This window comes from Nonomuraea sp. NPDC049637 (genome assembly GCF_040675235.1).
Classification (GTDB): Bacteria; Actinomycetota; Actinomycetes; order Streptosporangiales; family Streptosporangiaceae; genus Nonomuraea.
Genome location: NZ_JBFAOM010000001.1, coordinates 443,965 through 468,277 on the forward strand (window position 1 = coordinate 443,965; position 24,313 = coordinate 468,277).

Consider the following 24,313-nt stretch of genomic DNA (forward strand, 5'->3'; position numbering starts at 1 on the left):
CTGGGCGCTATGCGTCGGCCTTCGGTCAACGCTCGCGTCCGAGGACGATGCAGGTGTTGAAGCCGCCGAATCCGAAGCTGTTGGACAGCGCGTAACGGATGTCGGCGGCCCGCAGCCTGCCGGGTGCGAGCCGGCAGTCGCGGTTGATCGGATGGCGCAGGTTCAGGTTCGGATGGACGAAGCCGCGGCGCATCTGCACCACGGTCGCGATCGCCTCCACCACGCCGGCCGCGCACATGCAGTGGCCGATCAGCCCCTTGGTGGAGTTGATCCACGGCCGGCCGAAGCTGTCGCCCAGCGCCCTGCGCAGCGCGGCCAGCTCGGCCACGTCGCCGCTGGGCGTCGCCGTGGCGTGGGCGTTGACGTAGTCGATGTCGCGCGGCCCGACGCCCGCGTTGGCCATGGCGTTGATCATCACCTTGGCCTCGCCCTCCTCGCGCGGGTCGGGCAGGCTGTTGGCGTCCAGCTTCAGGTCGTAGCCGCACAGCTCGGCCAGCGCCGTCGCGCCGCGGGCGGCGGCCGAGCGGGCGCTCTCCAGCACGACGCAGCCGGCGCCCTGGCCGGGCACGAACCCCTCGTGCTCCTCGTCGAACGGCCGGCACCTGGCCTCCTGCGGCTCCTCCACGCCGGCGACCGCGCCGAGCGTGGCCAGGCCGCGCTTCTCCATCGGCGACAGGTCGGTCATGGCGCCCACCACCAGGCAGACGTCCACCGCCCCCGACTCCACCAGCCGGCTGGCGTTGATGATGCCGACGTTGCCGCTGGCCGAGGCGCCGCCCACGGTGTAGCCCTCGCCCCTGATGCCGAACACCTGGCTGAGCGTGCCCACCCGGTCGGTGTCCATGAAGTGCAGCGCGAACCTGGCCGGCAGGTGGGCGGGGTTGTCCTCGTACTTGGGGTGCAGGTCGTGGGCGTAGCCGGAGCTGAGGTTGTGCCCGGCCACGACCAGGCCCATCCGCTCGGGGTCGGCCCGCGCCTCGTGCAGCCCCGCCTGCTCGTACGCCTGCATGGCGGCGACCAGGTCCATCTGCAGCGGCTGCGGCGAGCGGTTGGCCGCCCGCAGCGCGCTGCGCACGATCTCCTCGGGCAGACGGCGGCGGGCCGCCACCGCCTCCCGGAAGCGGAAGCCCTTGACCAGGGCGGCCAGGCGCGGCCCGCCGTCGCCGGGGTCGGGCACCGGCCCGATCCCGCACCGTCCGGCCCGCAGCGCCCTGGTGAACGACGGGACGGTGGAGGCGATCGAGCAGACGATGCCCATGCCGGTGACGACGACCTTCATGAATGCCTCGCCAGCAGGTCCACCAGGGACCGGATGTCGTGCACCTCCTGGAACTCCGACACCGGCACGGTCAGCCCGAGGTCCTCCATGCTCATGGTGACCACGTCGGCCCGGTCGACGCTGTTCGCGCCCAGGTCGGTCAGGGTGCCCTCGGTCGTCACGTCGCCGGGCCGCAGGTCCGGCAGCACCTTCAGGACGTTCTGCTTGACGGTCTCGAATATCTCCGCGTTGGTCATGGTGCCAGCCATTCGTAGGTTCGGTGGTAGTCCTTCGTCCCGGTGTTCACCAGGAGGTCGCGGTCGAAGCGGGCTCGGCCGAGCAGGTGCTCGTACGCGCCCACGTCGACCTGCCTGTCCCGCTCCGGCACGAGGCAGGTCAGGGTCTCGGGCAGCAGCGCCGCGTACTCCTCGAAGCCGAGTTCGCAGCGGCCGTCCAGGTGCTCGCCGATCCGCATCGCGGCCAGCGTGCTCGCCGACTCCTCGTCGACCAGGCCGCTGAAGAACTCCGAGGAGCAGCCCGAGCCGTAGGAGTAGAGGCCGACCCGGGCCGGGCCGTCCAGGGTGGCGTGGTCGATCAGGCTGGCCAGGGCCAGGTAGACCGAGCCGGAGCAGAGGTTGCCCACCCGTCTGGGGTAGCCGAGCGAGGGCAGCACCCGCCGCTCGAAGTCCTCCTCGACCGACGCCGTGCCGCCGCCCGACTCGCGCATCAGCTTGCGGTGCGCGGCCTTGACCATCCCGGCGAACGGGGTGTGCATGGCCAGATAGTCGAAGGTGGTGGCGAAGTCGGCGTCCTCGACCCTGGACCGGTAGCCGGCCAGGCAGCTGGTCAGGCAGTCGAGGTAGGCGAACAGCGAGCGGTCGGAGTCGGCGATGTCGAACGTCGGCCCCGGCCGGGCCGAGTCCATCGTCTCGTAGCTGTGGTTGCCGAACGCCCCCAGATCCAGGTCCAGGATCTTCGGCCGGTCGCTGATCAGCACGGCCGCCGCCCCGGCGCCCATGGCGGGCTCGGCGTAGGCGGCGCGCTCGTCCACCAGGGACACGTCCGTCGCGATCACCAGCGCCTTCGCGCCGGGCGACACGCCCGAGGCGACGTACGCGGCGGCGAGCTGGACGGCCGCCGTGGCCGCGTAGCACGCCTGCTTGACCTCCACGACCCGGCAGCTCCTGGGCAGCCCCAGGTATTCGTGCACGTAGGAGGCCACCGACTTGCTGTAGTCGAGGCCGGACTCGGTGGAGGTGATCAGGATCTCGATCCGGTCGTCGCCGGCGATCGGCCGGGCCGCGTTGACGGCGTTGGTCACCGGGTCCTCGAAGGGCAGGCCGACCGAGCGGTTGCGCATCATCAGGTTGCCCAGGCGCTCGGCGTCGAGCCCGCGCCCCTCGAACAGCTCCGGCACCGGGATCTGGGCCAGGCCGCAGTAGACGTTGAGTGCCTCGATTCCGACGTTCACCTCACACGCTCCCACAGGAAGTCGACCAGGGCGTCGATGCTGGGCACGCCGCCGAAGGAGGACAGCGGCTCGCGCACGCCGAGCCGGTCGAGCACGGCCAGGATGATCTCGACCCGGTCCACGGAGTCCGCGCCCAGGTCCTTCAGGTGCGCCCGGCCGTCGATCTCGACGCCGGGCAGGATCTCGTCGATCGTCTTGTGCACGACGCCCTCGACGTGTTCACGCGTCGTCATCGGTGTCTCCCCTCCTGAGAACGCGCAGGGTGCTGACCGCGATCGTGCGGCCCCGGTCCTCCATGACGAGGTTGACGATCTCCTCGTTCTCGTCCTCCGGCGCCGGCCAGCACTCCAGGCTCACCCGCAGCACCGAGTCGGCGTTCGCGTTGCCCAGGTAGCACAGCCGCTGGTCGAGCACGACCCGCCGGAGGAAGTCGGCGACGCCGATCCCCCGGCTGCGCCAGAAGCGCAGCAGCACCCAGTCGACGATCGCGAAGTAGGAGGCGAAGTAGAGCAGGCCCACGCCGTTCAGGTCCCTGGACGGCTCCACCGGGTAGTCGGCGGTGAACGTGACCGGGTCGTCCGGTTTGCGGGCCAGGAACGTGCCGGTGCTCCTCGCGTGGCCGTACACCTTCCGCGGCGAGTACGCGCCGGGCAGCCTCGGCAGGTGCTCGTGCCTGAAGTCCACCGGCGACGACTTGACCAGCCCCTCGTTGCTGCCGGGCGCGCTGCGCGAGATCCAGCGGTTGAAGGTCTCGACGTAGATGCAGCCGGGGTCGTCGAAGGCGTAGAAGCGGTCGGGGTCGAGCTCGCCCGTCCGGCCGCCGCCGCGGCCGATCCGGTGCAGGGCCAGCACCGACTCGCTGCCGAAGCCGAACAGCCGGGAGGTGACCTCCAGCTCGTCGCCGAACGTCAGGGCGTTGACGTGCAGGTCGCGGCTGCCCCTGACGTGGAAGTAGTAGAAGGACAGGTACGTCGGGTCGCCGGCGGCGTTGCGCGCGTCGAAGGCGTTCGTGCCGCACAGCGCGCTGACCGTGTCCCAGGTCCAGTCGCCGACCTCGCCCATGAACAGCGAGCTGGGCCCGCACATCCCTGGCTTGACCAGCTCGGTCCTGGTCACGGTGCTGTCGTCAATTCTGTTCATCATGGAACTCGCAGATCAGCCGGTTGACGTGGTCGGGGCTGGTGAGCTGCGGGAAGTGACCCGCGTCGGGGATCTCCTCGTACCGGGAGTCGGGGATCAGCGCGTGCAGCAGGTGCGCGGTCTTGGCCGGGATGACGGTGTCGTACCGGCCCTGGACGATCAGTGTGCGCGCCCGGACCTCCGGCAGCCGGTCGCCCAGGTCCGGGCGTTCGGCGAACACGTCCAGGTAGCGCAGGCCGACCTGCGGGGCCATGCTCTCGGCGCGCAGCAGCAGCCGCATCAGGGCCTCCCGTCGCTTGCGCAGCCGCTTGGACCCGCTGCCCTCGATGACCCGGTCGAAGTCCTGGGTGGCCACCACCTCCAGCTTGTCGATGTCGCCGACCCGGTTGCCGATGCGGCAGGAGCTGCCGATCAGGATCAGCGACTCGGTGTCGCCGGGGTGGTCGAGCGCGTACGCCAGGGCGACCAGTCCGCCGAACGACGCCCCGGCCACGTGCGCCGGGCCGCCCGCCACGTCGTGGCAGAGCCGGGCCAGGCCGCTGAGCGACAGGTCGGCGGCGGCCGTGGTCGCGCCGACGCCCGGATGGTGCACGCTCGTCACCCGGTAGCGGTGGGCCAGCCCCTCGAACTGACGGGCGTAGACGCCGGCGCCGATGTTGAACGGGTGCATGAGCAGCAGGGACGGCCCGGAGCCGGCGCTGAACAGCTCGACGTCGCCGTCCGGGGTGGTGACGATCTCGTGCTCGACGTCGGGCTGGTGTTCGCGCAGGATCGCCAGGTTGGGGTTGTCGGGGTTCCTCCGGGTCGTGTTCTTCCTGCGGTCGGGACGGGCGGCTTGCGGGGCGTCGGCGCCGAGGAGGGCGCCCAGGCGGGCGGCGGCGTCCTTGGCCTCCTCGACGCTCAGGCCGACCGGCACCGCCAGGCGCACCACGCCTTCGCGGCCGAAGTGCGGAGCGCCCCTGATGCCCGTCTCGCGGAAGATGCGCACGTGGTCGGCGTCCTTCAGCAGCACGCAGTGACCGCCGGGCGGGCCCTCCAGCGCGACGCCCGCCTCCGACAGGCCCTGCCGGAGCGCCGCCACCGCGTCCGCCCGGGCGCGGACCTGGTCGGCCACCGTCTCGCGGTCCTCCAGGGCGGCCGCGATGATCCGGCGGTTGGCCAGGCCGACGTCGCTGCCCCAGGTCTCCAGCCGCTCGGCGACCCGCTCGCGCAGGGCGTCGTCGCGGGTGGCGAGCAGGCCGCCGAACGGCACCCCAAAGTCCTTGGACAGGCTGATCGTGGCGCTGTCGGCCAGGTCGAGCAGCTCGCCGACGACCTCCCACACGTCCCGGCCGTCCGCGACCGCCACCGCGTTGTCCACCACGCGGGCGCCGTCGATCACCAGCGGGACGCCGTGCCGGGCCGCGGCCTGCTTGACCGCGCGCAGGCTCGCCAGTGAGGTCGGCGCGCCGCCGGCCGCGTTGTTGGCCACCTCCACGCAGACGAACGACACCGGCTCGTCCCCGGCCAGCTCCGCCTCCAGCGCCTCGACGTCGATCTCCGGGCCGCCGGGCAGCTCGACCGGCTTGAAACCGTTGTCGGCCAGGCTCAGGAACCAGGTCGGGAACAGCCCGTTGTGCAGCACCCGCCCGCGCCGGCCCGGCCACGACCGGCACAGCAGCGCCTCGGCCGCCCGGCCGGAGCCCGTCGGGACGACGAACGGGAACGGCAGGCCCTCGATCTCCGTGTCCGGGCGGGCGGCCGACCGTTCCGTCAGCCGTCGCAGCCGCTCGGCGATCCAGGGGGCGTCCAGCTCGGCCCAGGAGTCGGTGATCAGGTCGGTGGTGACGTGGTGGGCGGGGACCCGGGCCGGCTCGCCGCCGTACCGGTTCAGCAGCTCCTCCGCGCCCGGCCTGTCCTCGGCCGGTTCATCGGTCGTGGGCTCCTCGGCGGTGGCGGGGCGCAGGTCCGGGTCGGCGATCATGAGGATGATCTCCGAGACCGGCGTGCGGTCCTCCCCCTCCGGCTGGCACAGGTAGATGGGCACGTTCACCGGCCGGAACTTGTTCTTGAACTGGAAGTTCCCCTCGCCGAAGATGCCCGCCGAACGCAGCTCGTCCAGCGCCTGCCGCACGTCCGGGGCGGCGTTGGCCGACTCCTCCGTCTCCACGCCGAAGCTGGCGCCGAAGCTGAACATCGTGCAGCCCTCGGCCACGAGCTGCTCGATGATCTGCACGATCGCGAACTCCAGCCCGCCGAGCGGCATGCCCTTCGGGTAGAACTCGACGTCCAGCAGGTAGCCGTTCTCCGACGGGATCTTCGTGATGACGACGGCGTTGGCCACCTCGTCGTCCAGGTAGGTGACGAAGACGCGGTGCCTGCCGTCCAGGCGGCCCTCCTCGATCTCCCGCCGGACGACCGACACGTACGGGTTGACCATCTGCTTGCGGCCGGCCCACTCGTCCACCAGCCCGGCCAGCCTGCGGTCCATCTCGGGGTCCTCGCCCGAGCGGTACTCGACCGTCCGGCACTCGCCCGCCTTGCAGAAACGCCGCACCATGTAGCGCAGGCGTTCCATCCGGCCGCCCTTCAGCGTGAAGGAGCCCAGGTCGTCGAGCCGCTGCACGGCCCCGAACGGCGTCGCGCTGTACGGCTCCCCGGCCACCTCGCGCACCGGCAGGAGGGACAGGAAGTTGGGCCGCAGACCGCGCGCCCTCGCGTAGGCGGTGTACTCCTCGACCAGCTCCTGGAAGTACTCCTCGGACCCGGCGTAGCTCCAGGCCAGCAGGTTGCCGCCGTTCTCGGAGACGTGCAGGTAGCCCTTGCGCGCCGAGCCGATGAAGGCCAGCGGCGCGATGTCGCGTCCGGCCAGGCCGCCCTCCTTGGCGTGGCGGCGGTCGATGTCGGCGACCAGGTCCCGCAGCTCCGGGTGCCGGTGCAGGTCCCGCTTCAGCAGCACGGCCGGCTCGCCGTCGCGGGTCCTCGTCTCGAACGGGGCCGGTCCGTCCGGCTGCTCCGGGGGGCGTACGGACTGCGCGCCGCGCTCGTCGCGCAGGTGCGCGGCCAGGTCGGCGAGCGTGGGGTGGTCGAACAGGAGGGTCTTGCGCAGCGCGCCGACCTGCTTCTCCAGGACGCTCACCACGCGCAGCATCTCGAAGGAGGTCAGGCCGTTGTCGGCGAAGCTGCGGGCGGGGTCGAGCGGGCGCTCGGTGATCGCGCCGATCAGGTCCGCGAGCTGGTCCTCCAGGGCGCCGGCCTTCCCTTGCGCCGGCTTGGGAGCCTTTGCTCGCGCGGGGCTGGGCGTCTGCGCCTGCGTGCGCTCGGGCGTGCGGGTGCGCTTGGGGGCCGGTTCAGCGGCCTTCGGTTTCGAGGCTGGTTCGGTGGTCTTTTGTGCGGGCTTGGGGGCCGGTTCTGGGGTTTGCTGCTGGGTGGGCTTTTTCGGTTTTGGGGTGGGGGCGGCGTCGGTGATGGCTGATTCGACGGCGCGGGCGAGCCGGTCCACCGTGTCGTACTCGTACAGCTCGGCTGCCTGGAGGTCGAGGGAGAAGGCGGTGTTGATCGCCTTGACCAGCTCCATCCGGAAGATGGAGTCGAGTCCCAGTTCCTCGAAGGGGGTGTCCACGTCCACGCCGGCGGGGTCGGCGTCCAGGATCGTGGAGAGCCGTTCGCGCAGCATCTCCTCCACCCCGGCGGGCCCGCCGGCGCTTCCGGCGGGTGCGACCGGCGTCTCGTCCAGCCGTGCGGCCTCCGCCCGCTCGGCGGGGGCGGGAGCGGAGGCAGGCGCGTCCGGCGTCCGGCCGCCCTTGGCGGCGCGCAGGCGCACCTTCCCGTCGCTGGTCCGCCGCACGACCCCGCCGTCCGACGGCACGCCGGACGACACGCCGGACGAGGCGCCGGACGAGGCGCCGGACGAGGCGCCGGACGAGGCGGCGGACGAGGCGCCGGACGGGGCGCCGGACGAGGCGGCGGCGCGGGACGGCTCGGGCGCGGTGAACCAGTGCTCGACGCGGGCGAAGGGCGGGCCGGGCAGCGAGACCCGCACCGGGTGCGGCCCCTCCCACAATCCCTGCCAGTCCACCTCGCTGCCGGACACCCACGCCTCGGCGAGGTCCTCCGGCCCGGTGCCCCACGGCGCCGGGGCGTCCCTGCGGGCGGTGCCCCTGTGCACGCCCGCCGGATCGCCGCTCAGCGCCCGTACCGCCTGGTCGCGATCGCTGACCACCACGGCGAGCCGTTCGGACAGGTGACGGCGTCCGTTCTGGAGAGTCCAGGCGATGCGGTCGAGGCCGATCTCCGGATGTTCCCGGATGTACCGGGCGACGTTCTGCGCGTACTCCTCCAGCGCCTCCCGGCGGGCCGCCGAGAGCACCAGCACCCGCGGTTCGCCCGCCTTCTCCGGCGGGACCTGCTGCCGGTACGCCTCCAGCACCACGTGCGCGTTCGTGCCGCCGAAGCCGAACGAGCTGACCCCGGCGACCCGGTCCGGCCCGTCCCACGGCGTGAGCCGCGTGTTGATGGTGAACGGGCTGCCCTCCAGCCGCACGTACGGGTTGGGGCGCTCGTAGTGGATCGTCGGCGGCAGCGCCCCGTGGCGCATGCAGAGCAGCACCTTGAGCAGGCCGGCGATGCCGGCCGCCGCCTCCAGATGGCCGATGTTGGTCTTCACGGTGGCCAGCGCGACGTGCGGGACGTCCGGCGCGGGCCGCCCACGGTCGGCGTACAGCCGGGCGAACGCCTTCTTCATGCCCTCGATCTCGATCGGGTCGCCGAGTCTGGTGCCGGTGCCGTGCGCCTCGATGTAGGTGACGCGGGCCGGGTCGACGTCCGCCTTGCGGTAGGCGTCGACCAGCACCCGCGCCTGCGCCTCGGGGTTGGGCGCGGTGAGCGAGCTGGCCCGGCCGCCGTGGTTGACCGCGCTGCCCCTGATCACGGCGAGGATCTGGTCGCCGTCCGCCAGCGCCGTCCGCAGCGGCTTGAGCAGGACGGCTCCGCAGCCCTCGCCCCGGCCGTAGCCGTCGGCGCGCTCGTCGAACGTCTTGCAGACGCCGTCCTCGCTGATCATGCCGGACTTGGCGAAGGCGATGTAGAGCCCCGGGCTGAGCGTCAGGTTGACGCCGCCGGCGATGGCCGCGTCGCACTCGCCGTCCTCGATGGCGCGTACCGCGTGGTGCAGGGCGACGAGGGAGCTGGAGCAGGCGGTGTCGACCGCCTCGCTGGGGCCGCGCAGGTCCAGCAGGTGGGAGACGCGGTTGGCCAGGATGCAGTCGGCCACGCCGCTGGCCGTGTGGGCCTCGACCGGCACGCCGTGCTCGCGCAGCAGGTCGTCGTAGTCGCACGCGGACACGCCCGCGAACAGGCCCGTCCTGGTGCCGGCCAGGTCGGCGGGGCGGTAACCGGCGTCCTCGACGGCCCGCCAGACGGTCTGCAGGAACAGCCGCTGCTGCGGGTCCATCATCGCCGCCTCCTTGGGCGAGATGCCGAACAGCGCGGCGTCGAAGGAGCGCACGTCGTCGAGGAAGCCGGCGCGGACGTTCGCCGTCTCGGGGTTCTCGCGCAGCTCGCGCCGGTCCTCGGGGACCGGGCGGGTCAGGTCGTGGCCTTCGGCCAGGTGACGCCAGAAGTCGTCCAGGTCGGCGGAGCCGGGCAGCATGCCGGCCATGCCGACGATCGCGATGCCATCCGTCGCGGGGGTGCCGGTTGCGGTGGTGCCCGTCACGGGGCTGCCCGTTGCGGGCGCGGCCGTCGTGTCGGTCGCCGGGGTGTCCGGTGGAGCCGGGGAGGTCCCGGCGCCGGGCCGTGGGGGCGAGGTCACGGTCTCCGGCGCCGGGCCTGGCTCGGCGTCCTCCTGCCGCCCGGCGGGGGCGGCGAGAGGTTCTGCGGCGGGGGCGGGCGAGCTGGTGGCGGGGGCGGGTGGAGTGGCGGGGGTGGGTGGGGTGTGGGCGGCGGCGATCTCGGCCGGGTGCTGGGCGAGCAGGTGGTCGCAGAAGGTGCTCAGGTCGGTGGCCTCGAAGAGCACGGTCGGCAGCAGGTCCAGGTTGTACCGCTCGTTGACCTGGTCCACCAGCTCGGCCATGGAGATCGAGTCGAACCCCATGTCCATCAGCTCGGCATCGAGGTCCACGTGCTCCTCGCCCACCAGCAGGAATCCGGCCGCCGCGCGACGCAGCTCGGCCCGCACCGCCTCGATCAGATGGTCGTCGGACCCGGTCGTCTCCGTCGCGGACATGGGCTCACTCATCTCCATAACCTCGGATTCGGGGTTCGCGGGCGGCTGGGACCGTTCGGGGGCGGGCTGGGCGGGGCCTTCGACCACGGCGAAGCTCGTCTCGGCTCCGGCCAGCCCTCGGGCGAAGGCGGCGAGCCCGGCGGCGGTGCTCATCGGGACGCTGCCCCAGCGGCGTTCGAACAGCCGGCGGGTGGCGTCGTCCACCTTCATGCCGCCCTCCTCCCACAGCGGCCAGCCGACGGCGAGCGTCCTGCCGTGCCCGAGCCGCTGGCGCCGCTCGGCGAAGTGGTTGAGGAAGGCGTTGGCGTAGGCGTAGTCGATCTGCCCGATGTTGCCGGTCTCGGCCGCCACCGACGAGAACAGCGCCAGGAAGTCCAGCGGCTGCCCGCGCAGGGCCTCGTCCAGCAGGACGGTGCCCAGAACCTTGGGCTCCAGCACGGCCCGCGTGTCCTCGGGACGTTTGCGCACGGCCCGCGCGTCCCGGTGGATCCCGGCGGCGTGGATGACGCCGTGGAAGGGGCCGTACCGGTCGCGCAGGTCACGCAGGTCGGCGGCCGAGCACACGTCGGCGCGCACGTAGACGGCGGGCAGCCCGGCGATCCGGCGCTCGATGTCGTCGCCGGGCTCGGAGCGTCCGGTCAGGACCAGCTTCGCCGCTCCGCGCCCGGCGAGGAAGCGGGCGAACGCCAGCCCGATGGCCCCGGCGCCGCCGGTGATCAGGTACGTGCCGTCCTGCCGGACGTCCAGCCGGGGTGGCGGCGGCTCGTACGGCTCCATGCCCTTCAGCAGGCGGGCCCCGTCGCGGTAGGCGACCTCGGAGACCCGCTGCTCGGGAGCGGTTCCGGCGGCGGGCGCCCGCAGCTCGGCCGCGACCTGCGCCGGGGTGGCGCCGGTGACGCACACGCCGCTGAACGCCGTGTGCTCCAGGGCCAGCGTCCGCAAGGCGGCGGCCAGGGCGGTGTGGTGCGGCTCGCCGCTCGCGGCGGACACCACGACCCTGAGCGGGCCCCCGTCGCGCAGGACGGCGGTGGCCGTGCGCAGCAGGGCGTCGAAGGCGGCGGTCCCGGGGAACGGGTCCGAGGGGGCGATCACGATGGTGTCCGGGGTCCGGCCCAGGCCGCCGAACTGCCGGGCGGCCTGGTCGGGGGCGTCGTCCGGTGGGAAGGCGTCGCTGGGGCGGAGCTGGGCGCCGCCGAGCGCTCCGGCCAGCCGGTCGTCGTCGGAGATCACCAGGAGGGCTTCCGGTTCCCGGGGACCTTCGGGGAGTGCGGCGGGCGTCCAGCGGGGCCGCAGGTAGGTGCAACGCCCGTCGGCGGCCTCCCCGGCTCCCTGGTCGGCGGCCGGCCCGGCGGCGATCTCGGAACCCGCCTGAGGGGCGGCCGCGTCGGCGGGCTCGCCGGCGGAGTCGCCGCTGGACTGGGCGGTGGGATGGGGGACGGTCCGGGCGGTGGGGGGTGTGGGGAGCCAGTAGGGGCGGCGGTCGAAGGGGTAGGGCGGGAGGGTCACGCGGCGCGGGTGGGGGGTGGGCCAGTTGGCGGCCCAGTCCACCCGGGCGCCCGCGACCCATCCGGCCCCGAGCCCCTCCGCCCCGTCCTCCGGCGGAGCCTGGCCGGCGCCGGGCTCCGCCGTCCCCACGAGGACGCCCTCGGCCTCGCCGTCGCCCGCGAACGTACGCAGCCGGGCGGCCAGCTCGTCCAGGGAGGCCGCCCGGACGGCGAGCCGTTCGGGCAGCTCGGCGCGGCCCACCTGGGTGGTGTAGGCGAGCTCCGTCAACCCCGCGCGCCCGCTCGCCGCGACGTCGGCGACCTGGCCCGCCATGGCGCGCAGCTGGTCACGGGTACGCGCCGAGAGCAGGATCACCTGCTCCCCCGCGTCGGCGGGCTCCGGCGGCGTCCCGGCGGTGGGCACGTACTCCTCCAGGACGACGTGCACGTTGGCCCCGCCGGCGCCGAACGAGCTGACCCCGGCCCGGCGCGGGAACGTCTCGCCGTCCAGGAAGGGCCGTTGCCAGTCGGTCAGCCGGTCCGGCGGCCGGAAGGGGGACGCGGTGAAGTCGATCTTCGAGTTGGGCGTCCTCAGGTTCGCGCAGGGAGCCACCTGGCCGTGCTGGAACTGCAGCAGCACCTTGGTCAGCCCGGCGATGCCCGCCGCCCCCTCCAGGTGCCCGATGTTGGCCTTGACGGAGCCGACCATCCGGTCCACGCGGTCGGCGTCCGCGACGCCCTGGGAGGTGAAGGCCCGGGTCAGGCTGGCGATCTCGATGGGGTCGCCGAGCGCGGTGCCGGTGCCGTGGGCCTCGACGTACGAGATGGTCCGCGGGTCCAGCCCGGCCCGCCGGACCGCCTCGGCGACCAGGTCGGCCTGGGCGCTCGGATTGGGCACGGTGTACCCCGCGGTCTTCCCCCCGGCGTTGGCGAAGGCGCCCTTGATGACGCCGTAGATGCGGTCGCCGTCCCGCTCGGCGTCGGCCAGGGGCTTGAGCAGCACCGCCCCGACGCCCTCCCCCGGCACGAACCCGTCCGCCGCCTCGTCGAACACCTTGCAGGCGCCGTCGGCGGCGAGCATGTTCAGCGAGCAGAGCGCCACGAAGTGGGCGGGGTGCAGGATCAGGTTCACGCCGCCCGCGATGGCCTGCGCGCACTCGCCGCGCCGCAGGCTCTCGCAGGCGAGCTGCACCGCGGTCAGCGACGACGAGCAGGCCGAGTCGACGGCGAGGCTCGGCCCGCGCAGGTCGAAGAAGTACGACACCCGGTTGGCGATCGACCAGTACGCCGAGTGCGCCCCCGCGAACCTGCCCTCCGGCCAGCCCTCGGCCGCCGCCATGCGCCCGTAGGAGCCGTACATGGTGCCGACGAAGACGCCGGTGCTCGGCTGCCTGGTGTGCTCGCTCAGGTAGCCGGCGTCTTCGAGCAGGGTCCAGGCGGTCTCCAGGAACAGGCGTTCCTGCGGGTCGGTGATCTCGGCGTCGCGCGGCAGGATGCCGAAGAACGGCGCGTCGAACTGCTCCACGCCCTCGATGAAGCCGCCCCACTTGCTGTAGGTGCGCTGCTTGCGTCCGCGTTTGGGGTCGTACAGGGCGTCCAGGTCGAAGCGGTTCACCTCGGTGATGCAGTTCGCGCCCTTCGCCAGGTTGCTCCAGAAGGCGTCCAGGTCGGGGGAGGCCGGGTAGCGGCCGGTCACCGCGACCACGGCGATGTCGAGGGCCTGCGCGGCGGGCTCGCGGCGCGGCGCGGGCCGCGCCGGCTGCTCCGGCGCGGGTTCCTGGCCGGCCGCCCGCAGGGCCGCGCGCAGGCGCTCGCCGTGCTCGTCCTCCAGGTATGCGGCCAGCTCCTCGATCGTCAGGTTCTCGAACAGCAGGGTGGACGGCAGCGGCCCCAGGTCCTGCTCGAACCGGTGGATGACGTTCTGGCTCACCAGCGAGTCGATGCCGAACGTCTCGAACGTGGCGCGCTCGTCCAGGTCGGTCGTCCCGTACTTGAGCACCTCGGCGAACACCCGCTTGACGTAGCCGCGGGCGGCGGCGCCGGTGGCTGTGCCGTCAGCTGTGGCGGGCGCCGTCTCGCCCACCAGGACGCACTGGTCGAGCTCCGCGACGGGCGTGCCGGGGATGCCCAGGGTGCGGGCGGGGGTGAGACCGGTGTCCCGGAACGCCCGCTGCCATTGCGGCGCGCCGAGCAGCGGGCTGTGCGGCAGGCGCAGCTCCTCGTCGGTGAAGCGCCACCAGCCCGGGGTCAGCCCGAACGTGAGGGTCAGGAAGTCGGCCGCCCTGGTCACCTCGTTGACCAGCAGCCGGCCGCCGGGACGCAGCAGCGCGGCGGCGTTGCGCAGCGTCCGGCCGACGTCGGCGGTGGCGTGCAGGACGTTCGTGGCCAGCACGACGTCGTAGGTCCCGGGTTCGAAGCCCTGCTCGGCCGGGTCGCGTTCCACGTCGAAGAGGGCGAGGACGAGGTCCGGGCGGCGGGCGCCGAACTCCTGCTCGCCGTGGCGCAGGAACCCGGGCGAGACGTCGGTGTAGGTGTACTCGACGTCCTGGCCTTCGAGGGCGTCCAGCACGAAGCCGGTGCTCGCGCCCGTACCGGCGCCGATCTCCAGGACGCGGCGGGGGCCGCCACGGGCGACCTCCCCGGCCAGCAGCCGGTTGAAGTGGTCCGAGACCGCCTGCCCCTTGTAGACCTGCTCGACCAGGCTCATCGAGCCGCCGGGGAACAGCACCTCCATGGGGTCGTGCTCGCCCGCCAGCACGCCGGGCAGCGCCTCGACGCACGTGGTCAGCAGCTTGACGTGCGGCTCCAGGTCGGGGAAGCGGGCCAGCACGTCCGCCGGCGACGTCTCCGGCGCGGGCCCGTCCAGCAGGTCGAGCACGGCGGCGTGCAGCCGTCCGCGGTCCGGGCGCACGTTCCCGACGGCCCGCACCCGGTCGGCCGACCGGTGCAGCAGCGCGCGGGCCAGCTCGTCCAGCGCGCCGAACGCCGTCCGTGCCCGTTCCAGCTCGCCGAGCTCGCCGTCCCGGCCGGGCTCGGTGGCGGCGTCCGGGGTGCGGACGCCGATGTGGGCCAGGCCCTTCGGCTCCGCCTTGACGACGAGCGCCTGCCGCGCACCCGCGCCCAGGACGGACGCCAGCGCCGCCATGCCCTCCTCGGGCTCGATCGAGCCGATGCCCAGCTCGGCGAACCGGCTGTCGTAGCCGCCGCCGGAGACCGCGCCGACGCTGCCCCAGTAGCCCCAGTTGATCACGCTGACCGGCCGGTCGGGCAGGCTCAGCGCGTAGGCGTCCTCGAACGTGCTGGCGGCCGCGTAGTTCGCCTGGCCGCCCACCTCGACGAACGAGGCCGCCGAGGAGAAGTAGGCCAGGAAGTCGAGCGGCAGGCCCGCCAATGCCTCGGCGAAGACGGCGGCACCGGCGACCTTGGGCGCGAGCACCTGGGCGAACGCGTCGTCGTCCATGTTGGCGAGCGTCATGTCGCGCAGCACCAGAGCGGCGTGGAAGGCGCCGTGGAGCTCGCCGAACCGCTGCCGGGCCGCCTCGACGGCCCTGCCGAACGCGGCCCGGTCGGCCACGTCGGCCCGCAGGTAAACGGCCTGGCCGCCGAGCGACTCGATCTCGGCGAGCTGCTCGCGGATCTCGGGGCCGATCTCCCGCCGCCCGACCAGGGCCAGCCGCGCCCCTGCGGTGGCGGCCAGATGCCTGCTCAGGGTGCGTCCGAGGCCGCCGGTCCCGCCCACGATCAGGTAGGCCCCGCCGTCCCGGTACGGGCTGCGGCCGGCGGTCAGGGGCAGGGGTTCCAGGGTGCGGAGGTGGCGGTGGCCGTCGCGGAGGGCGACCAGCTCGTCGGCGCAGGTCTCGGCGCGTACCAGGCGGGCGAGGTCGGCGGGCGGCTGCGGCGCGGCGCCGACGTCGATGACGGCGACGGTCCAGTGCGGGTGCTCGGCGGCCACCGCCCTGGTCAGGCCGATCACGCCGGCCGCGTGCGGGACGATCTCCTCGTCCCCGACCCGCACGGCTCCGGCGACGACCACCTTCACCGTGAGCCGCCGGCCGCGGCCCTGCTCGGAGAGCCGCTTGACCAGGCGGAACACGTCGCGGGTGGTGGGATCGCCGGCCGGCGGGCCGGTCCGGTCGGGCAGGGCGAGGACGTACACGGTGTCGTACCGTTCCTCCGGGACCGGCGAGGCCAGCGGCGCCAGGCGGCCGTCCTCGTGGGTGTCCAGGAGGGCGCGGGCCAGCGGCTCGGCGGCCGGGGTGTGCAGCACGAGCGCCCGCCCGCCGCCCGCACCGGACCCGGCGGCGGGTTCGACGGCGGACCCGGTGGCCGACCCGGTGGCGGGCTCGGCGCGGCGCCAGACGGGGGCGAAGATCATGCCGTCCGCCGGGCGGGCCGGCCGGGCCCGCAGGACGACCCCCCGGAACTCGGCCCTGACCTGCCCTTCGGCGTCGGCGAGGCGGATCGTGTACCCGTCCCGGCCCTCGTCGGTCACGTGGGCGTGGGCGGGGCCGGTGATCGGGCCGTCCAGCTCGGCCGACTCCACGCTGAACGGCATCGCCGGCTCACCGCCCTCGGGACGCAGCGCCGCGACGGTCTGGAGCGCGCCGTCCAGCAGCGCCTCCCAGCGCGCGCCCTCGCGCAGGACGCCCAGCGCCTCGCCGTCGCCGACGCGGACCTCGCGCAGCACCCGGAACCCGGGCCCGTAGTGCAGCCCGGCGCGGTCGAAGGCGCGGTACAGGTCGTCGCCCGGACGGCTGTCCGCGCAACGGGCCCCGACCCGGGCGACGTCCAGCCGCCGCAGTGCGCCGTCGCCGGTCCGCAGGGTGCCGCGGGCGTGGCCGTCCAGGTCGAAGCCGCCGTCGTCGCGCACGACCACGTCCAGGACGCGGGCCTCGCGCACCTCGAACGGGCGCAGCCACCGTACCCGCTCGAAGCGCACCGGACCGGACAGCCCGCCGCGCTCGGCGGCGATCGTCAGGAGGGCCACGCCGGGCAGCACGGGGGTGCCGCCGATCCGGTGGTCGGCGACCAGCCGGTCGTCGGGGCGGATCCACGTACGGGGGGCGGCCTCGGCGGGGTGAGCGGCGCCGCCGATCCAGTGGCGCCGGTCGTCCGCGAACGGGTATCCCGGCAGCGGCACGCGCCGCCCGCCCGCCGTCAGGTCGTCCCAGGGGAGGTCGTCCCCGCTGGTGTACCGCTCGGCCAGGCGTCCCGCCTCGCCGCGGGCCGGGCGGGCGCCGTCGCGCAGCTGGCCGCGCAGGTCGGCGAGGTCCCCGGCCACGTACGCGCACCGGGCACCGGCCAGGTGCGGCCTGCCGACGGCGAGCGTGCGGGCGACGTCGCGCACGTCCAGCTCCGGGTGGGCGTCGAGGTGGCCGGCCAGGCCGGTGCGCAGCCGGGCCAGGGCCTGCTCGTCCGAGGCCGACAGGGGCACGACGACGTCCTCGGCTCTGCCGGGCCGCGGCTCGCGGGAGGGCGGCTCGGCGACCACGACGTGGCAGTTCGTTCCGCTGAAGCCGAAGCTGCTCACCGCCGCGACCCGCTCGCCGGAGGGGCCGGGCGTCCAGGGCGACAGCTCCGTGACCACTTCGAGCGCGCCGTCCGCGAAGTCGATCTTCGGGTTGGCCCGGACGAACCCCGGCGACGGCGGCAACTGCCGATGCCGCAACGCCAGCAGCGTCTTGAGCAGCCCGCCGATCCCGGCCGCCATGGTGGTGTGGCCGACGTTCGCCTTGAGCGAGCCGATGCGGCACGGGCGCTCGCGGTCCGCGCCGAACACCTTCGCCAGCGCCTTGACCTCGATCGGGTCGCCCAGCTCGGTCCCGGTGCCGTGCGTCTCGACGTAGTCCACCGCGCCGGGACGGATCCCGGCCCGCCGGTGCACCTCGGTCAGCAGCTCCGCCTGGGAGGAGGCGCTGGGCGCGGTGATGCCGTTGCTGGCGCCGTCGCCGTTGACGCCGCTGGCCCGGATGACGCCGTGGACGTGGTCGCCGTCCGCGAGGGCGCGGTCCAGCCGCTTCAGCACGACCACGCCGACGCCCTCGCCCAGCACGATGCCGTCGGCCGACTCGTCGAAGGGCGCGCAGGTGCCGGTGGGCGAGAGCATCCCGGCCTTGCTGCACCAGATGTGCATCCTCGGGGTGTTCATCACCGCCACCCCACCCGCGACCGCCGCCTCGCACTCGCCCCGCCGGATGCTCTCGCAGGCCAGGTGCACGGCCACCAGCGAGGACGAGCACGCGGTGTCCACGGCCATGGTCGGCCCGCCGAAGTCCAGCAGGTACGCGATCCGCGCGGGCAGCACCGAGGAGGCGTTGCCGAGGAAGGCGTGCCCGGTGTCGTCGCGTCCGGCCGCGGCGAGCAGGCCGGCGTAGTCGCCCGCGCCGCAGCCGACGAAGCACCCCCACGGCCTGCGGCCGGACCTGGCGGCGTAGCCGGCGTCCTCCAGGGCGTGCCACGCCTCCTGGAGGAACAGCCGCTGCTGCGGGTCCATCGTCTCGGCCTCCAGGGGCGAGATGTTGAAGAAGGCCGCGTCGAAGGCGTCGACGTCGGTGAGCATGGCGGCCCACTTGCTGTACGTCCGGCCCGGCGCCATGCGGTCGGCGTCGTACACCCGGGACACGTCGAACCGCTCGGGGGGCACCTCGCGGATGCTGCACCGGCCGTCGGCCAGGTTCCGCCAGAACGTCTCGAGGTCGGGCGCGTCCGGGAACCGCCCGGCCATGCCGATGACGGCGATGTCCCCCTCCCGCGCAGGCGTCTCCTCTCGTGCGGGAGGCTCCGCACGGGCGGAGGGCTCCTCACGGGCGGAGGGCTCTTCGGTGGGCCTCACCGCCTCCAGGGTGACCGTGCCGGGGGTCGTGGGAGGCCCGGCGGTCGTGGTGTCCAGCTCGGCACGGTCGCCGTCGAGCGAGGGCAGCCGGATCCGGCCCGCCGGCTCCTCCGGATCGCCCGGTTCGGGCGTCTCGTCCCGCTCGGCGGGGGTGGGTTGTCTCGGTACGGAAGGTCGCTCCTCCCGGACCGGCTGCTCGGGGGCGGGACGCGGCGGGGGCACGCTCAGCCCGTCGGCCGCCACGGCCTCCCGTACGGCCTCCACCAGCGCCGGGACGGTCGGATGGTCATAGACGGCGACGGAGTCCAGGTCGAGCCCGAAGCTCCGGTTCAGGTCCCGGACGATCTCCACGGCCCCGATCGAGTCCAGGCCCATCTCGCTGAAGCTCAGCGAGTCGTCCACCTCGTGGGCCTGGAGGTAGAGGTGGCTCATGAGCGTGCCCTCGATGACCCGCCGCACCTCCCCCGGCTCGGGCCCGGCCGCCGCGGCGGGCTCCTCCGCCCGCCCCCGGGGACGACCGGCCTCGGACCGCGCCCCGCTGCCCTCACCGCCGGAGACCCCGCCCCCGGCGATCCCCGGCTCGGCGATCCCCGGCTCGGTGGCCTTCCCTTCGAAGCCCCCTCCTTCGGAGCCCCCTACTTCGGAGGCCCCGGCCGTCGGGGAGTCGCCTCTGCCGGTGTCCGCCTTCGGGGAGTCGCCTCTGAAGGTGTCCACCTTGGCGAAGTAGTCGTCGACGCGGGCCAGCGACTCCTCCCCCAGCACGCGCTCGTGCATCCCCGACTCGCCCGCGATGACGCCGGTCAGCCGGTCGAGCACCCGTCCGGCCAGCTCGGACTTGAGCGCCCGCAGGGCGGGCAGCGGCAGCGCGGCGATCGAGCGGGCGTGCCTGAGCGCCGCCTTCAGCACGGCGTCCTGCGGCAGGACGGTCACCCCGGCCCCTCGCCTGGCCAGCTCCTCACCCGTGACGGACCGGCCGGTGTAGAGCATCTCGTGCGCCGCCGACCGGCCGAGCCGCTCTTCCAGGATGTACGTCGCGCCCATCCCGGGCGTGAAGCCGAACTTCATGAAGTTCGCGCTGTAGACCCCTTCGGCCGCCATGATGACGAGGTCGGCGAACAGCCCGAAGGCCAGCCCGCCGCCCGACGCGTGCCCCTGGACGGCGGCGATGACCGGCCGGTCGCACCGCAGCAGCCCCTCGTACAGGAAGGGCACGTCCGTGAAGCGTCCCTCTCCGCCCGCGAGCGTGCGCAGGGCCTCAGGGGTGGCGCCCATGCTGAAGACGTTGCCGCTGCCGGTGAGCACGACCGCCTTGACGTCCTCGCGCCCGGCGATCTCGGCGAACGCGGCCTGGAGGTCGTCGATCAGCTCCCTGGTGAACATGGACGCCCCGGACCCCATCACCACCAGCGCCACCCCTTCGGGCAGCACCTCGAACCGCAGCCCTTCCCCGTCCGGCACGAGCTCCACGTCCTGCTCCGCCGGCCTCTCCACGGCGAGCGGCTCGACGGGCGGCTCGGCGGGGGGCTCGGCGGCCGTGGTGATGCGCTGCCACCGGCCCAGCCAGCAGCTCTCCTCCTGGAACGGGTAGACCGGCAGCGACACCAGCCGTCCGCCGTCGTGGCACTCGCGCCACGGCACCTCGACTCCTGCGGCCCAGGCGGCCGCCACCTCTTCCAGCCGTCCGGCCCGGAACAGCCGGACGCAGTCCGCCGCCGACGGCGTGTCGTCCTCGCCGCCGGAGCCGGTGAAGACGCCGGGGCCGGGGTTCGCGCCCGCCGCGTACGCCTCCAGCCCGTCCCGGAGCTCGGCCACGTCGTTCACGACGAGCGCCAGCCGCTCCGCCATGCCGGTCCGTCCGACCTGCGAGGTGTAGGCGAGGTCGGCCAGAGCCGTGCCGGGGCCGGCCAGGTCGGCGACGGTGTCGTCCAGCGACAGGCCCTGTCCGAGCTGCATCAGCGCGGCCGGGTCGAGGCCGAGGTCGCCCAGCGAGTCGGCCGGGTCGAGCTGGTCGGCGGGGATGCCGAGCAGCGCGGCCACCCGTTCGACGCCGTCCCGGGAGCTCGGACGGGAGCCGTCCGCCGTGGCGGTCTCGGCCAGGAAGCGGGTCCAGGCGCGGGCGTAGTCGCGCAGCGCCTCGGGCGTACGGGCGGAGAGCACGACCAGGCAGGGCCCGTCCGCGCCCGGCCGGGGAGCGGGCTCCGGGGCCTCCTCGACCAGGACGTGCGCGTTCGTGCCGCCCGCGCCGAACGCGCTGACCCCGGCCCGCCGGGGTGTGCCGTCCGCGCGGGTCCAGGGTTCGAGCTTGCGCTGCACGTGGAAGGGCGTGGCGGCGAAGTCGATCTTCGGGTTGAGCTCGTCGGCGTGCAGGGACGGCACCAGCTGCCCGTGCTGGAGCTGGAGCAGCACCTTGGTCAGCCCGGCGATCCCGGCCGCGCCCTCCAGGTGGCCGATGTTGGACTTGACCGAGCCGATCGCGCAGTCCGCGCCCTCCGGCAGTGCCTGGCGCATGCCCTCGACCTCGATCGGGTCGCCGAGCGAGGTGCCGGTGCCGTGCGCCTCGATGTAGCCGATGCTCGCCGGGTCCCAGCCGGACCTGCGGATCGCCGTGCCGATGAGCTGGGCCTGCGAACGCGGGCTCGGGACGGTGGCGCCGCTGGTGCGGCCGGTGTGGTTGACGGCGGTGGCGGCGATGACGCCGTAGATGTGGTCGCCGTCCGCCCTGGCCCGCGAGAGCGGCCTGAGCAGCACGGCGCCGACGCCCTCGCCGGGCACGTACCCGCTGCCGCCGGCGCCGAAGGCGCGGCACCGGCCGTCCTCCGACAGCCAGTGTCCCTGGGCGAGTTGCAGGTACTTCTGCGGGTGGACGGTCGCGTTCACGCCGCCGGCCAGGGCGAGGTCGCACTCGCCGCGCCGCAGGCTCTCGACGGCCAGGTGCACGGCGGTCAGCGAGGAGGAGCAGGCGGTGTCCAGCGCGATGCTCGGGCCGTGCAGGTCGAGGGTGTAGGAGACGCGGTTGGCGATGGAGGCGTGCATGGCCGTGGGGGCGACGCCGCCCTCCCCGCCCTCGACGAGCTGGTAGTGGTTCCACATGACGCCCGCGAACACGCCGACGTTCTGCGCCGACAGCGACTCCGGCGGGTGGCCGGCGTCCTCCAGCGCGTGCCAGCAGGTCTGGAGGAACAGCCGTTCCTGCGGGTCCATGCGTTCGGCGTCGCGGCGGGAGATGCCGAAGAAGGCGGGGTCGAAGCGGTCGACGCCGTCGAGGAAGCCGCCCCACTTGCCGTACGTCCTGCCCGGGGCGCCCTTCTCGGGGTCGTAGATCTCGTCGTGGTTCCAGCGGCCGTCCGGGATCTCCTCGATGCAGTCGCGTCCCTCCGTCAGGTTGCGCCAGAAGGCGCGCAGGTCGGGGGCCTGCGGGTATCGCCCGGCCAGCCCGACGACCGCGATGGGCTCGTCGACCTGCACCCCGCCGGGCTCACCGCCATCCGCCGCCCGCGCCTCCGTCCGCGCCTCCGCCCGCGCCTCCGTCCGCGCCTCCGCGCGCGGCGTGGCCGCCGCGGGCCGGGCGGCCGGGCGGGGCGCAGGGTCCGGTGGGGCGGGCGGCAGCAGCGCGGGGATGCGGTCCGCGTCGCCGTGCAGCACCGTCAGGACGTCCTCGGTCCCGCTCAGGGCGCGGTCGAAGACGTCGAGGGCGGCCTCGGTGGGCAGCGGGACCATCCCGGTGGCCGTGCGGGCGCGCTCGACCGTCTCCGGCCCGACCCGCATCCCGCCCTCGGCCCAGTACGGCCACGCGACCGCCAGGGTCCGGCCCGGCCGGTCCCGCCGCGCCCCCCGCCGCCGGGCGAACTCCTCCAGGTACGCATTCGCGAAGGCGTAGTCGGCCTGCCCCGGGTTGGCCAGCGACGCCGACACCGACGAGAACACCACGAAACAGTCCAGGTCGTCGTCCCTGGTCGCGGCGTCCAGGTGGCGCACGCTCAGGGCCTTGGCCGCCACCACGGCCTCGATGTCGGCGGCCCGTTTGCCCGGGTAGAGCCCGTCACGGTTGACGCCCGCGCAGTGGACGACGCCGTCGATGCGGCCGTGGCGCTGCCGGACCGTGGCGAGGGCGCGCTCGACCTGGTCCGGGTCGGTCAGGTCGGCGGAGATCTCGGCGTTCCTGCTGACGGGCACGGCCGTGGCCTGGTGGCGGCGTTCCAGGTGCTCGGCGAGGAGGCGGCCGATGCCGCCCGTCCCGCCGGCGATCACGTACACGCCGCCCTTCCTGATCGGGACGGGCCCACCGCGCTCATCGGGCTCGGGCGGCTCGGGCGGCTCGGCCGGCTCCACCGGGAGCCAGCGGCGCACCAGGCGTTCGCCGCGCTCGTAGCGGATCTCGGGCTCGTCGGAGGCGTCCCGCAGCGGGTCGGCAGAGGCGTCGGCGGGGGCGGAGGCGTCGGCGGAGGAGGCGGGGGCGTCGGCGGGGGCCAGGCGGATGCTGCGGCAGCGGATCAGCGGGGTCTCGGCGGTGATCGTCCTGGCCAGCGCGCCGACGGCCTCGTGGGCGGGGTCGTCGCCGGTGTGGGCGTAGGTGAGGGTGACCGGCCGCTCCGGCTTCGCGGCGAGGACGGCCTTCGCGGTCTCCCAGACGGCCAGGCACGGGTCGGCGGGCTCACCCGGCGTGGCCCGGATCACCAGGTGCCGGGAGCCGTCGTACCGGGCGCCGGGGGTGATCTCGCGGTACTCGCCGGGGTCGTCGCCGTCCTGGGGGTGCGGCACCCACACGTCGCGGAAGCAGCGCGTCTCGCCCGGCTCGGGCTCCGGCTGTCCCGGGGTGAGGTCGTAGGCGGAGGAGAGGTGGGCGGCGAGGCTGTCGATGTCGCCGTACTCGAACAGCAGGGTCGGGTAGAGCCGCCGCCCGACGATCTTCTCCAGCCGCTCGCTGATGTCCACGAGCGTGACCGAGTCCAGGCCGAGGTCGTAGAAGCCGGTCCCGGTGGGCACCTCGCCGGGCGGGCGGCCGAGCGGCCCGGCGACGAGCTCGCGCAGCCGGCCGACCAGGTCGCCGGAGCCGTTGTGGCCGGTGGCGGACGGCTGCTCCGGACGTGCCGGGTCGTCGAGCAGCCGCTCGATCAGTCGCGGCGACCTGATGCGCTTGCACGACAGCCCGCCGAACCCGGCGACGAAGCGCCCCCGCTCGTCGTAGAGGCCGAAGTCGTTGGTGATCACGTCGCCGGACGGCGCGATGCTCTCCGGGCGCGGCGCGTACACGTGAAAGGCCGCGCCGAGCCGCCGGGGCGCGCGGAACTCGGCGATGTAGACCGGGATGAACGGCTCCCGCCCGGACGCCTGGGTCTGGCCCAGCCCGGCCAGGGTGGCCGCGTCCAGCCGGGCGGGGTGCAGGTGGAAGCCCTCGTGGCCGGGGGCGGGCGAATCCTGACGCAGCTCGGCGAGCAGGTACCCGTCGCCGTGGTGCAGCCGCCCGGCGCATTTCATCGGGGCGCCGTGGCTGATGTCCTCGGCCCTGGCGCGGGCGTACAGGTCCTCCATGTCGCCGTGCCGCCGGGCGCCCCGGCGCAGGGCGTCCAGGTCGATCGGGCCGGGCTCGGGGCCGCTCGGCGCGCCCACCTTGCCGGTGAAGTTCCGCCGCCAGCCGGACAGCGGCGTCCCGTCCCTGCTCCAGCGGCTCTCCGCCCGCACGTCGGCGCCGTCGACGGTGACGCGGATCTCCCGGTCGGCCTCCGGCTTGGTGACGATCGCCTCGGTGAACAGCACCTCGCGCAGGACGATCTCCCCGGGGTCGCGCCCGGTCGCCATCAGCGTGCGGAACACCAGATCGAGGAACGTCACCCCGGGCATGACGGACACGTCGTGCACCCGGTGGTTCCGCATGATGAAGTCGTTGTGCTTCAGCGTGGTGTGACACTCGATCGCGGGCATGGAG

General features: G+C 74.3%; 6 protein-coding genes. All 6 read right to left on the reverse strand.

The features are described from left to right. Nucleotides 1-25: 25 nt before the first annotated feature. The 6 genes from AB0J71_RS02105 to AB0J71_RS02130 are packed head-to-tail and all read right to left on the reverse strand — an operon-like array spanning nt 26 to nt 24,309. Entirely contained in the window at nt 26-1,279 is a 1,254-nt protein-coding gene (locus AB0J71_RS02105) for a beta-ketoacyl synthase N-terminal-like domain-containing protein (RefSeq protein ID WP_352327372.1), read from the reverse strand. Continuing rightward, nucleotides 1,276-1,515 carry a phosphopantetheine-binding protein gene (locus tag AB0J71_RS02110; protein ID WP_352364810.1) on the reverse strand — a complete coding sequence of 80 codons (240 nt, stop codon included), beginning with the start codon at nt 1,513-1,515 and terminating at the stop codon, nt 1,276-1,278. The genes AB0J71_RS02105 and AB0J71_RS02110 overlap by 4 nt, the downstream gene beginning before the upstream one ends. After that, nucleotides 1,512-2,729 carry a hydroxymethylglutaryl-CoA synthase gene (locus AB0J71_RS02115; RefSeq protein WP_364412068.1) on the reverse strand — a complete coding sequence of 406 codons (1,218 nt, stop codon included), beginning with the start codon at nt 2,727-2,729 and terminating at the stop codon, nt 1,512-1,514. The genes AB0J71_RS02110 and AB0J71_RS02115 overlap by 4 nt, the downstream gene beginning before the upstream one ends. Beyond that, nucleotides 2,726-2,962 (reverse strand): phosphopantetheine-binding protein, encoded by a 237-nt coding sequence (locus AB0J71_RS02120; protein ID WP_352327369.1) that lies wholly within the window; start codon nt 2,960-2,962, stop codon nt 2,726-2,728. Before AB0J71_RS02120 ends, AB0J71_RS02115 begins: the two co-directional genes overlap by 4 nt. Next, nucleotides 2,949-3,872: an LnmK family bifunctional acyltransferase/decarboxylase gene (locus AB0J71_RS02125; protein ID WP_352327368.1), complete on the reverse strand. Its 924-nt coding sequence runs from the start codon at nt 3,870-3,872 to the stop codon at nt 2,949-2,951. The genes AB0J71_RS02120 and AB0J71_RS02125 overlap by 14 nt, the downstream gene beginning before the upstream one ends. Further along, on the reverse strand, nt 3,856-24,309 hold the full coding sequence (locus AB0J71_RS02130) for an SDR family NAD(P)-dependent oxidoreductase (RefSeq protein WP_364412071.1): 20,454 nt from the start codon (nt 24,307-24,309) through the stop codon (nt 3,856-3,858). The genes AB0J71_RS02125 and AB0J71_RS02130 overlap by 17 nt, the downstream gene beginning before the upstream one ends. Nucleotides 24,310-24,313 lie beyond the last annotated feature (4 nt).

What these genes read in the sequence shown, in the direction of transcription:
- AB0J71_RS02105 (WP_352327372.1), bottom strand. Translation starts at nt 1,279, where the DNA reads ATGAAGGTCGTCGTCACCGGCATGGGCATCGTCTGCTCGATCGCCTCC.
- AB0J71_RS02110 (WP_352364810.1), bottom strand. Translation starts at nt 1,515, where the DNA reads ATGACCAACGCGGAGATATTCGAGACCGTCAAGCAGAACGTCCTGAAG.
- AB0J71_RS02120 (WP_352327369.1), bottom strand. Translation starts at nt 2,962, where the DNA reads ATGACGACGCGTGAACACGTCGAGGGCGTCGTGCACAAGACGATCGAC.
- AB0J71_RS02125 (WP_352327368.1), bottom strand. Translation starts at nt 3,872, where the DNA reads ATGATGAACAGAATTGACGACAGCACCGTGACCAGGACCGAGCTGGTC.
- AB0J71_RS02130 (WP_364412071.1), bottom strand. Translation starts at nt 24,309, where the DNA reads ATGCCCGCGATCGAGTGTCACACCACGCTGAAGCACAACGACTTCATC.